The sequence below is a fragment of the Mucilaginibacter sp. 320_HR genome (assembly GCF_059691875.1).
Genome location: NZ_JCAWAI010000003.1, coordinates 377555 through 391003, shown reverse-complemented (window position 1 = coordinate 391003; position 13449 = coordinate 377555). Strand labels below are relative to the sequence as shown.

At 45.4% G+C, this 13449-nt stretch carries 6 protein-coding genes; all 6 read left to right on the top strand.

Translation table 11 applies throughout. The features are described from left to right. Positions 1 to 21 precede the first annotated feature (21 nt). The 6 genes from AC59GT_RS12245 (at position 22) to AC59GT_RS12220 (ending at position 13226) form a co-directional block, all read left to right on the top strand. Entirely contained in the window at positions 22 to 1128 is a 1107-nt protein-coding gene (locus AC59GT_RS12245) for a FecR family protein (RefSeq protein ID WP_497237902.1), read from the top strand. 170 nt (positions 1129 to 1298) lie between these two features. Next, positions 1299 to 4700, top strand: coding sequence for a SusC/RagA family TonB-linked outer membrane protein (locus AC59GT_RS12240; RefSeq protein WP_497237901.1), 3402 nt, complete (start codon positions 1299 to 1301; stop codon positions 4698 to 4700). A 4-nt stretch (positions 4701 to 4704) separates the two neighbouring features. Next, positions 4705 to 6297, top strand: coding sequence for a SusD/RagB family nutrient-binding outer membrane lipoprotein (locus AC59GT_RS12235; protein ID WP_497237900.1), 1593 nt, complete (start codon positions 4705 to 4707; stop codon positions 6295 to 6297). 109 nt (positions 6298 to 6406) lie between these two features. Then, a complete protein-coding gene (locus AC59GT_RS12230; RefSeq protein WP_497237899.1) occupies positions 6407 to 9706 on the top strand; it encodes a VCBS repeat-containing protein in 3300 nt (1099 codons plus the stop codon). Next, positions 9703 to 11046, top strand: coding sequence for a vanadium-dependent haloperoxidase (locus AC59GT_RS12225; RefSeq protein WP_497237898.1), 1344 nt, complete (start codon positions 9703 to 9705; stop codon positions 11044 to 11046). The genes AC59GT_RS12230 and AC59GT_RS12225 overlap by 4 nt, the downstream gene beginning before the upstream one ends. Before the next feature lie 14 nt (positions 11047 to 11060). Then, entirely contained in the window at positions 11061 to 13226 is a 2166-nt protein-coding gene (locus AC59GT_RS12220) for a glycoside hydrolase family 3 N-terminal domain-containing protein (RefSeq protein ID WP_497237897.1), read from the top strand. The last annotated feature ends 223 nt before the right edge of the window (positions 13227 to 13449 follow it).

Sequence of the window (13449 nt, the reverse complement as noted above, 5' to 3'; positions counted from 1 at the left end):
CATCATGAAAGTGTCTTAACTATGATCACGCTTGATGATCAGCAAATGGTTAACGAAAGATTCACTGAACTTCTTACTAAAAAGCTTACAGACGAACTTGATGAGAGTGAGCTGAAAGAATTTCATCAATTTTTGGCGGAAAGCCAGATTAACAAAGAGCAATATAAATTTTTCAAGTCGTACTGGGTTCAGGATCAGGAGCAATATTCAAACTCCGATCTGATGTTTCAGCGTATTAAAAGTAAAATAACTTTGCCTGAACAAGCTGCGGACGAGACAATTGAGGAGCCAACCGGGCACAATGTGCTGGCTATGTGGATACGCGTAGTAGCGGCGGTTTTTATAGTAGCTGTGGGCGGCGGCTTGTTATATTACATGATGGATCGTGGCCCGGGAAATGATTATGCCACGCTGCAACTTACCGAAACTCCTACCCGGGTTAAATCTAAACTGGTTTTGAGCGACGGATCTGAAGTAACGCTGAACTCTCAGACAGAACTCAGATACCCTGCCGAATTTAAAGGTAAAACCAGGGAAGTATTTTTGAGCGGGGAAGCATTCTTTGATGTAAAGAAAGACGTTCAGCACCCATTCATCGTTCATGCAGGTAACATGAGCATAAAGGTTTTAGGTACCGCGTTTAACATAAGATCTTACAAAAACGATGCTGCCAGTGAAACTACGCTTATCAGAGGCGCTATTGAAGTAACACTTACAGACAGGCCTAACGACCGTATAATTTTAAAACCTAACGAAAAACTTGTTCTTAAAAGCACACCACTAACAAAGGTAGCCCACAAAAGGCATAAGGTGCCTGTAAATCCTGATAGTGTAAATACCAGCTACGCCCTTACATCGTTAACCTACTTGCGGGCAAATGACAGCACTGTGGTAGAAACATCATGGGTGAACAACAAGCTTGTTTTTAAAGACAAGGAGTTTAGCGGTATTGCTACCCAAATGGAACGCTGGTATGGAATTAAGATTAAGTTTAAAAATGATGATGCAAAGGATTATCACTTTACAGGGGTCTTTGAGAAAGAAACCGTTTTCCAGGCGCTTAAAGCCCTGCAAATGATAGAGCCATTTACATACAAGCAGAAAAATAATACGATATATATTTATTAACCCTCTAATTGATTTTTAGCCGCCTATGGATTAAAGAAAGCTTTACAAAATAATAAACGGGGATCACCAATGGTAACCCCCGCTAAGATGAAGATCTGTTTAGTTTATTAACGCAACTTTCTCTGGTACAGAATTTTGCTTTTAACCAATCACCTTTAATTAATAAAAGTATGAAATATTTTAAACACCCTAAGGGTGTAAGAGATAAATATTGGCTATTAAAGTCCATATTGATAATGAAATTGACATTTATTTTAATAGTAGCTTTTACACTACAGTCGGTAGCGAATGTTTACTCACAGCAAAAGGTAACGTTAAACGTTCGTTCTGCTGATTTTACGAAGGTTATAAACGCCATTCAGAAGCAAACCAACTACCATTTCGTTTTCAGCGAAAGGAAGATCTCAGGAACCAAAAAGGTTTCAATGAAGGTTGAGAATGAAGATGTTAACGTTGTATTAGACCAATTACTAGACGGAACCGATCTTAAATTTACTCAGCTGGAAAACAACCTTATTGTAATTACTACAAAAGGCGAAGTTGTGAACGCGGCTGTTTTAACCGGTAAAGTAGTTGACGAGAATGGTTTGGGACTGCCAGGCGTTACTGTGAAAATAAAGGGAACATCAAACGGTACGGTAACTGATGCGAGCGGTGTTTTTTCTATTAACGCGCCCGACAATGCCGTTTTGGTATTCTCTTTCCTGGGTTATGAAAGCCAGGAAGTAGCCGTTGCAGGTAAGACTAACATCACCGTTAAACTTGCACTTGCAAGCAAGGGCCTAAATGAGGTTGTTGTTACCGCTTTGGGTATCACAAAAGATCAAAAGAAACTGGGATATTCTGTATCTACAGTAAACGGTGATCAGCTTAACAAAGCGAAAGAAACCAACGTTGCCTTGTCATTACAGGGCCGTGTTGCGGGCTTAAGTGTAGGTGCATCAAATGGTGGCCCGGGCTCATCTGCAAGGGTGTTGTTACGTGGTTTAACCAGCTTTTCTGCAGGTAGCCCGTTGTACGTTATCAATGGAGTACCTATGGATAATACACAGCGCGGTGCAGCCGGCGAGTGGGGCGGTGCCGATTATGGTGATGGTATTTCTAACATCAACCCCGACGACATCGAATCGATGACTGTTCTTAAAGGCCAGTCTGCTTCTGCACTTTACGGTTCACGCGCAGTAAATGGCGTTATTTTGATCACCACCAAATCAGGCAAGAAAAACTCTCCGTTTGGTGTTGAATTCAATACAAACGTTCAGTTTGACAAGCCGGTTGATAATACCGATTACCAACAAGTTTATGGCCAGGGTATACAAGGTGTTAAACCAACTACACTTGATGCGGCACGTAACTCAGGAAGCCTTGCGTGGGGTTCTAAAATGGACGGATCTGACGTAATGCAAATTGACGGACAGATGCACAAGTACTCTCCGGTAAATAACTATATTGATTTTTACCGTACAGCACCAAGCTTTACCAACACGGCATCTTTTACCGGTGGTAACGAAACCGGATCTTTCCGCCTGTCAGCATCTGACTTGCGCGCAAACTCAATGGTGCCAAACAGCTACCTGGACAGGAAGACCTTCAACTTCAACGGTGGTCAACAAGTAACTAAAAAGCTGAATATTAATGTAGTTGCTAACTACGTTATTGAAAACTCCAAGAATCGGTCAGGCTTAAGTGACGGTCCGGGTAACCCTAACAACGTACAGTTCTTAGCACCAAACCAGGACCAGGCTACATTGGCTCCGGGTACTACTGCTACTGGTAAAGAATTAACATTTACTGACGACAGCTATGTAACCAACCCTTATTTTGCAGCTTACAATTTCGTTTCAAACGTAAACAGAACCCGTTTGATCTCTGCGTTATCTGCCAAATACGATTTCACAAACTGGCTTTACTTACAAGGACGTGTTGGTTACGATGACACCAATGATAAAAGGGTAAACATCGAACCAACCGGAACAGGTTACCGTAACGACAACGGTACCATGAATACTACCAATACGCACATCAACGAGTTTAATGCTGACGTTTTGGTTAACGCTAAACGCCCGATTGTTAAAGACCTGTTAAACTTAGACCTGTCTGTAGGTGGTAACATTCGTAAAAGCCTTCTTGAAGGGAACTTCATCAATGGCCAAAACGGGTTTATTATACCTTACTTCTACAGCTTAACCAACTTTAGCAGCCGTGATTCAGGTCCGCTGGTTGATCCGGCAAGCAAAAAGCAGGTTAACTCGGCCTATTACTCAGCAGATTTCTCAATTAAAGATTACCTGGTAATCAGCACAACCGGCCGTTACGATTACTATAGCAGTATATCAAAGGCTATTGGCCCGGGCATATTCTCACCATCTGTTTCTGGTAGCTTTATTTTCTCCGAGCTGCACCACATGAACGGTGTCGATCTGGGTAAAGTAAGGTTGTCATTCGCACAAACCAGTAATGATGCTCTTGCTTTTGCTAATACTGTTTACTACAGCTTAAATAACTCTATTAACGGTACCCCGGCAGCAAGCTTCAGCAGCCAGCTGCCTAACTTATTCCTGAAACCATTTACGCTGAAAGAAATTGAAGCCGGTTTGGAAATGAAGTTCTGGGGAGACAGGTTTGGTTTCGACGTTACCTATTTCTCACGTAAAACCAACAATGAGATCATCAACGGTAACCTGGATTGGTCTGCCGGTTATACCAACCGCTATATAGGTACAGGTTCTACTCAAAACCGCGGTGTTGAGGTTGAGCTTCACGGTTCTCCGGTAAGGAAATCAGGCTTCAGCTGGACTCCATCTTTCAACTTTACTTACGTAAAGAACAAGATCCTGCAAACTGATGGTATAACCAACAACAACATCGGTTTTGGTACTTTCCGCCCTGGTGCAAGTTCAGGTATTGCTGTTACTTCTTTAGTAGTAGGCTTAGCCGGACCACAAATATTGGCTACCGATTACAAGCGTGATGCTGCCGGTAACATCGTATTTGACGCTTCAGGCCTTCCACAACGTGGCGATCTGAAAGCTCAGGGTTCAACCATCCCTAAAATCTACGGTGGTTTCAACAACACATTCAACTACAAACAATTCAATTTAGGTTTCCTTGTTGATTACAGGTTTGGCAATAAAGTGCTTTCAGCTACTGAAAACTACAGCATTTTCAGAGGATTGAACAAACTTACTCTTGACGGCCGCGAAGGCGGTGTAGTAGGTGTAGGTGTTACCGAGTCTGGTACACCAAACACTACCAGCGCATCTGCACAAAGCTACTACCAGGCCCTGTCACGCAACGTTGGCGCAGTATCTGTTTTAGACGGCAGCTTTATCAAGTTACGCCAGATAACCTTAGGCTATACCTTTAACTCTACTTTCCTGAGAGGTACGCCGTTTAGCAGCATAGGTGTATCGGCAGTTGGCCGTAACCTTTGGACAATTATGAAACATACAGACAACATTGATCCGGAGTCTGGATTTTCAGCTGATCCAAGATATGCAGGTATAGAAGGCACCAGCTTGCCTTTTGCCAGGACTTATGGTTTAAACGTAAACTTTAAATTCAAAAACTAAACAGATGAAAAAACGATATATTTTTGGCTTCCTGGTAGCGGGTGTTACGTTCATGGCAAGCTGTACTAAAAACTTTGAGGAGATAAACACGCAGCCGGACAAAACAACCGACGCCCTTATCAATCCAAACTACTTTATGTCGCAAGCGCAAATCACATTTTCGCAAACCGGCTATGATCAGTTACTTTTCCAGAGCATGTGGACACAGTCTCTTGCTTCAACCTTCAGCTACTACAGCAACGGCGACAAATATGTATATGGCGGCGGCGGTACCGGTTATTTCAACCGTACCTGGAACCGCGGATACAGCGCCCTTACTTTAGTTGACGAAATGAAAACGCTTATAAAAGATAAGCCTGAATACGCTAATCTTGACGCATGCGGCACTATTTTACGTGCAATGTTCATCCAGCGTATCACTGACTTGCATGGCGACGTTCCGTATTCACAGGAAGGGCAGGCAAAAAGCGGCGTGTTTGAACCAGTTTTCGACAAACAGCAGGATATTTACACAGCAATACTTACCCAGTTAGAACAGGCAACAGCTGCGCTTGATGTATCTAAACCAGGCCCTACTGCCGATATATTCTACGGTGGTAACGTTGCACAGTGGAAACGTTTAGGTTACTCTTTAATGTTAAAGGCAGCTATGCGTTTAACAAAGGTTGACCCTGCTACAGCTAAAACTTGGGCTGAAAAGGCTTACGCCGGTGGTACCATGAGCAGCATTGCTGATAACGCCAGAACAAATTCAACTACTAACGGTAACACCAGCAGCAACTCTGATGCATTACTGGTTACAGATGACTTTAGGGAAGTTCGTTGGGGTAAAACTTTGATCGACTTCATGAAGTCAACTAATGACCCGCGTATATCTGCTATTGCAGAGATTACCGCAGGTAATGGACGTCTTGCCAATGAAGACCGTACGGTAGCTGGCAATAATACTGCTGCTTTGCAAATAGGTATGCCTAATGGTTATGATTTGCTTGGTGGCAGCACCGACATTTCTAAAGCGCCAGGCTACCCTGGGGCAACCCCTGCTGCATCAGCAACGGATGCTCCCGCGCCACTTGGCAAATATTCGCGCCCGCGTTTGCAGGTTTATGCAGACAGGGTAAGTGCTAACTTTATTTACACTTACGGCGAATCTGAGTTGCTTTTAGCTGAGGCCGCTACCAGGGGCTGGAACACAGGTTCTGCTGCTACGCATTATGCTAATGCACTAGCTGCTGATATGGCTACACTTGCGCAGTACAACCCATCAGCGGCTGCAACTGTAAATGCTGCGGACATTACTGCTTACGTAACGGCACACCCTTTGGTGCCTGCTAATGCCTTACAGCAAATAAACATGGAGTACTATGTAGCAACATCAACTACTTTCGACTTCAACGAAACATTTGCAAACTGGAGAAGATCAGGATTCCCTGTGTTGACACCAGTAACATACACTGGCCAGTTCATCAGCGGACAGATTCCGCGCAGGATGCCTTACCCAACCACGCTTATACAGACCAATGGTACAAACTATGCCAATGCTGTTAAAAACCAGGGTGCAGATAATTTTGCAACCCGTGTATGGTGGGATAAATAATAATAAACACCTAAATATAAAAAGGAGGCTTAGGCCTCCTTTTTATATTTTACTAAATTACTGCTCTGTTATTTCCCCTGATCTATTGACATAAGTAACAGCAAGACTTATGAAACTATTTGGCCGATACTTAATAATATTTAAACACACCTGCATTGCCCTGCTTTGCTTACCTGCTTTAACAGTTGTTGCACAGCAGCCTTTGTTCAGGTTGTTGCCGGCTGCACAAACCGGCATTAAGTTCTCTAACGATATTGTAGAGAAGGAATCGCTCAACGTACTCTCTTACGAATACTTTTACAATGGTGGTGGTGTTGCCACCGGTGATATAAACAACGACGGCCTACCCGATCTGTTCTTCACCGCCAACATGAAACCCAACAAACTTTACCTCAATTTAGGAGGCCTTAAGTTTAAAGATATTACTAAGGACGCTTCTCCGCTTATGGAAGGCCGCCCTGCCGGATGGAAGACCGGCGTTACCATGGCCGACGTTAACGGCGACGGTTTACAGGACATTTACGTTTGCTACTCCGGCAAAACAGATGACGATACCCGCCACAACCAGCTGTTCATCAATAAGGGTAATAACAAGTTTACCGAGGAAGCAAAAGCCTACGGCCTGGACGAACCCGGGTACAGCACGCAAGCAGCATTTTTCGACTATGATAATGATGGGGACCTGGATATGTTCCTCCTGAATCATAATATCAAAAAAATTGACAATATGGAGCTTGCCCGTTTTAAGAACGAGACGGATAAGCTGGCCAGCAACAAACTTTACCGCAATGATGACGGGCACTTTACCGATGTTTCTTCTGTCGCTGGCATTATACAAAACCCGCTAACATTTGGCCTGGGCATTGCTATTGCCGACATCAACAAAGACGGCTGGCCCGACATTTACGTAACCAACGATTATAACGAGCCCGATTATATATACATAAACACGCACGACGGTAAGTTTGCCGAGCGCTCTAAAGAGATGGTACGGCACATGTCGCACTTCTCGATGGGGGTAGATATTGCCGACTTTAACAATGATGGCAACCCGGATATCGTTACGTTAGATATGATGCCGGCAGACAATCATCGCCAAAAGTCGCTTCAACTGGAAGAAAACTATGAGTCCTTCGAACTGATGCAAAACCAGGGCCTGTACAAACAATATATGCGCAATATGCTGCAGTTGAACAACGGAGACGGAACCTTCAGCGAGATAGCGCAGCTTGCCGGCCTGTCTAACACCGATTGGAGCTGGTGCCCTTTGATTGCTGACCTGGATAATGATGGCTACAAAGACATCTTCATTAGCAACGGCTACCTGCGCGATTATACTAATAAAGATTTCCTGCGTTACTGGGGCGATTATAAGATCAAGAAAGCTATGGCGGCGGAGCCGTTCCTGCTTATGGACCTGATACAAGCTATGCCCTCTACAGCACTCCCCAACTATGTGTTCCGCAACAACCACGATCTTACGTTCAGTAACAAGCAAGCGGAGTGGGGCCTTGGTCAGGCTGGTATCTCTAGCGGGGCAGTATATGCCGATCTGGATAACGACGGCGATCTGGACCTCGTAATCAACAACATCAACCAGCCAGCATCAATCTACCAGAACACCGCTGCTGACGCAAATAAGTCTGGCTACCTCGCGGTGAAACTCCAGGGTAAAGGCAAAAACACCAATGCTATTGGCGCAAAGGTTTACGTGTACGCCGCAGGCAACAAGCAATACCAGGAGGTAAATCCGGGCCGTGGTTATCTTTCCAGCGTATCAACCAATCTAAACTTCGGTTTAGGTACAGCAACAATTGCTGATTCAGTGCGCGTGATATGGCCTGACCAAACGGCGCAGCTTTTGAAGAACATGAAAGGCGGTCAGCTACTCACTCTGAAATACGGTAACGAAAAGCCATATATCGAGTCTGCCAGGGCTATAACGCCGATTTTTAAAAGCTTGCCTACAGCAATAGATTTTAAGCCCGAAGAAACAGCTATAAACGATTTTAAGCGCCAGTTGCTGATGTTGTTCATGTACTCGCGTTCGGCACCAGTTATAGACAAGGCAGATGTAAACGGTGACGGACTGGAAGACTTGTTCATCACAGGCGAAAAGGACAGCCCTGGCAGGCTTTACGTTCAGCAGAGCGGCGGTAAGTTCACATCGCAAGACATTATCAGAGGGCGTACAGAAAACATAGGTACTACAGCCGCTGCAGTGTTCTTTGATGCAAATGGCGATGGTAAGCCCGACCTCTACCTGGCTAAAGGCGGATATTCGCTTTATGAGCCAAATACAGCCGACCTGCAGGACGAGCTTTACATCAACGAGGGCAGCAACCGCTTTGTGCTTTCTCCCGGCGCGCTGCCCGTCTTAAGTGCAAATAGCAAGGGATGTGTTAGTCCTGCGGATTTTGACGGTGACGGAGACACAGACTTGTTTGTAGGCGGCCGGGTGATCCCGGGCAGGTACCCGGAAACGCCGGAAAGTTATTTGCTGGTTAACGATGGTAAAGGCAAGTTCACCAAAGCACCTATTTCTTTCAATAAGGCAGGCATGGTCACTGATGCGCAATGGATAGACCTTAACGGCGACAACCGGAAGGACTTGGTAATATGCGGCGAGTTTATGCCAATTACAGTACTCATCAACACCAAAGATGGTTTTAAGAACGAAACTGAAAACTACTTTACTAATTCGCCAAAAGGTTTTTGGTTTAAGATGGCTTTTGCCGATGTGAATGGCGACGGCAAGCCTGACCTTATTGCCGGAAATTTAGGGCTGAATACCCAGTTTCGCGCTTCTGTTACTGAACCGGCAGAAATGTATTACGCCGACTTCGATAAGAATGGCTCGGTAGATCCTTTCTTTAACTTTTATGTTCAGGGCAAAAGCTACCCCTTTGTAAGCCGCGATGAACTGAACGAGCAGATCTATCCCATGCGCAGGCGCTTTTCATCTTATAAGGCTTATGCCGATGCAACCATAAACGAAGTGTTCACACCAGAAGAACTGAGCGGTGCAGGTAAGCTAACTGTTACAGAAACCAGAACAACACTATTCATCAACCAAAACGGCAAGTTTGTACCTGCTCCACTCCCAATGCAGGCGCAGTTTGCGCCGGTTTCACAAATACTTTTGAATGATTTTGACCATGATGGCAAAGCGGATGTGCTGCTATTAGGCAACCATACCGATAATCGACTTAAACTAGGCAGTATGGATGCCAACTACGGTTGCCTGCTAAAAGGTGATGGCAAAGGCGGCTTTACGCCTGTTGAGCAAGCCGCTGCCGGCCTCTCCGTTACCGGCGATGTTAAGTCGGCAATACAGGTAAAAATAAATGGCATAAGCCAACTACTGATAGGTACCAGTGATGGTTCATTAAGATTTTACAAGCAATGAAGGTCCTGAAGATATTTTTCGCGATTGCCTGCTTGTTTGCTGGCCACATTGCTAAGGCGCAGCAGCTAAAAAAAAGTGCTTACCCGGATTACTTACAACCCGACCATGCCGTGAATGCCGTTACTATGATAATGGTGCATGATGTAGTCAGTCCTCCGGTAGCTGCCCGATATTACGCTTACGCCATGCTTGGCGCATACAATATTGTTGCGGCAAATAATAGTGACATACCGGCCCTCGGTAGCATTATAAAGAGTTATACTGCAGGCCCACTTTCTCTCGCAGGTAAAAAATACGACCATAAGATAGCTGCGTATTACAGCATACTTGAAACATCTAAATTGCTGCTGCCCTCCGGATTTATGCTGAAGGACGATGAGGATGCCTTTATCCAGCTTTTACAAAAAACCGGGGTCGATCAGCAGATAATTACCAACTCCGTTAAAGTAGCCGAAGATGCTTCCGCGGCAGTACTGGCTTTTTCTAAAACAGATAATTATGGTAAGCTAAGCGCCCTCAAACGTTATACACCATCTAAAGAGGACGGAAAGTGGTACCCAACTCCACCAGCGTACATGGAAGCGGTTGAACCTAACTGGAAAACCATCCGTACGCTGGTGATAGATTCGGCTCAACAATATAAACCGGCACCGCTTACGCCTTTTAGCAAAGATACCGCATCGGTATTTTATAAGCAGGTAGTCGCGGTTTACCAAGCATCAAAACAGCTCACCACAGAGCAAATAAACCAGGCGTTGTTTTGGGATTGCAATCCCTTCGCGGTAACTACATCAGGCCACATGGCCATTGGATACAAAAAAATAAGCCCCGGCGGGCATTGGATGCACATAGCCGGGCTGGTAGCTAAACAGGCAAACCTGAGCTTTGATCAATCGATCCAGTTGATATCGCTTGAGGGAATTACCCTTATGGATGCTTTCATCAGCTGCTGGGAAGAGAAGTTTGCCAGCAACCGTATACGGCCCGAAACTTTTATAAACCGCTATATGGATGTTAAGTGGCAGCCCGTGCTGCAAACGCCACCATTCCCGGAGTATACCAGCGGCCATGCCGTAATATCAAATGCATCGGCAGAGTTGTTAACCTACTTCCTGGGTGATAACTTTGCTTATACAGATAATACCGAAGTGCCTTTTGGTAGCAGCCAGCGTGATTTTCGGTCTTTCAGGCAGGCTGCAGCGGAGGCTTCTATGTCGCGATTTTACGGCGGCATCCATTACATGGACAGCATAGAAAAAGGGAACAAACAAGGCAAGGACGTTGCTAACGCGATCCTCGCAAGGATAAAAAAAGCAGGCATTCGGCCGTTCAATAAATAATACATCGTATCTGCATGAAATACATTACCCCAAAGAGAATACTGTTAATAATCGCTGCGGCATTTGCCTTGCTACCGGGAAAATCAGTAGCACAAAATGCTTTTAGAAACGCTGCTTTGCCAATAGATACCAGGGTTAAAGAGCTATTATCTACACTAACGCTTGATGAAAAAGTATCGCTGCTTGGCTACCGCAGCCAAGCTGTGCCGCGCCTGGGTATTCCTGCGTATAACTGGTGGAACGAGGGCCTCCATGGTGTAGCACGCGCGGGTGAAGCAACTGTATTCCCCCAAGCAGTTGCGTTGGCAGCTACTTTCAACGAGAAGCTGGTACAATCTGTATCAGACGTAATATCTACAGAAGCAAGGGCGAAATATAATCTTTCCACCGCCCGCGACAGGCACCTGCAATACATGGGGCTTACTTTTTGGACACCAAACATCAACATTTTCCGCGACCCAAGATGGGGCAGGGGGCAGGAGACGTATGGCGAAGACCCTTTCTTAACCGCGCATATTGGTGCTGCTTTTGTAACCGGTTTACAGGGTACTGATCCGCTGCATCTTAAAACCGCATCAGCTGCCAAGCACTTTGTTGCACACAGCGGCCCGGAAGCAACACGCGATTACTTTGATGCCATTGTTGATGAAAAGGATTTGCGTGAAACTTATATGTATGCCTTTCATTACCTGGTAAATTCCGGTGTGGAGTCGATCATGACGGCATACAACAGGGTTAACGGCGTTCCTAATTCTGTAAACAAGTATTTAATAGGAGATATCCTGCGTAAGGAGTGGGGTTTTAAGGGCCACGTGGTTACGGACTGTGGTGCGCTTGACGATGTGTTCCTGACGCATAAAACTATCCCTAATGCCACCGAAACAGCTGCCGCGGCCATAAAGGCTGGCATTGACCTGGATTGTTCATCAGTATTGCAGCGTGATGTGCTTAATGCAATTAAGAAGAAGCTGTTGACCGAGAAAGAAGTAGATGTTGCGCTTGGCCATATATTGAAAACCCAATTTAAGCTCGGCTTTTTTGATGATGCAGCAAAAAGCCCTTATTATGCGTACCGCGCAGACTCTATCCATTCAGCCCCTCACATTCAGCTTGCACGCAAAGCGGCACAGCAAAGTATGGTGCTGCTAAAGAACGATAAAAACATATTGCCACTAAAAGAAGATACCTATTCCAGCATAATGGTGCTGGGGCCTAATGCAGCTTCCATAGATGCTATGGTGGGCAGCTACCATGGGGTAAGCAGCAAAATAGTGAACTTTGTTGAAGGCATAACTGCTGCCGTTGATCCTGCAACTCGCGTTGAATATGACCTGGGTTGCGACTACCGCGACACCACGCACTTTGGTGGCATTTGGGGGGCAGGCAATGCTGACCTGACAATAGCCGTACTGGGCCTTTCGCCTGTATTAGAGGGTGAAGCGGGAGACGCTTTCCTGGCAGAGAATGGCGGCGACAAAAAAGACCTGAGCTTGCCTGCCAGCGAAATAGCTTTTATGAAAGCGCTGCGTAAAGGTGTTAAAAAGCCAATTATAGCCGTGATTACCGCAGGGAGTGATGTGGATGTATCGGCTATTGCCGAGTATGCTGACGCCATTGTATTTGCCTGGTACCCGGGAGAGCAGGGCGGCAATGCGCTCGCAGATATTGTTTTCGGCAAAGTGAGCCCATCAGGCAGGCTGCCGCTTACCTTCTACAAATCGGTAAACGATCTGCCGGCATATCAAAGCTACAGCATGAAAGGGCGGACTTACCGATACTTTAACGGGCCTGTACAGTACCCGTTTGGCTTTGGGTTAAGTTATACAACCTTTGCCTATGAAATGGGCCAGCGCCCAAAGACGCAGTACACAGCTAAGGATAGCATCACCTTTACAGTAAAAGTAAGCAATACCGGCTCAATGGATGCAGATGAGGTGGTGCAGGCTTACGTAAAATACCCGGCCATAGAACGCATGCCGGTTAAAGAACTTAAAGGTTTTAAGCGCGTGTCCATTGATAAAGGTGGTTCGCAAACGGTAAGCATAACTATCCCGGTGAGGGAACTACAAAAGTGGGATATTGCCAAACATCAGTGGAAACTCTACCCCGGCGAATACCAGCTGGTGATAGGTGGTTCATCTGCCGATGAGAAGGTAGTTGAAAAGTTCCGGATCAAATAATATGTGCGGGCTTTTTGCCGGGGCTAATTGTCGTGAAAACCTTAGAAAGGAGTGTCCCGTCCAGGGTGTCCAAACTAAGTCAGCTAAAATACTTGAAATATAGCTTAACTACTTGTTAGCGAAATTATTGGTTGCTTTTAGTTGAACTGTTACTACTGTCCCGAAGTGTCCCGCCTGCTTCTTGCAACATCCTGATAAATAGAGCGTTAACAGTTTTAGGTGT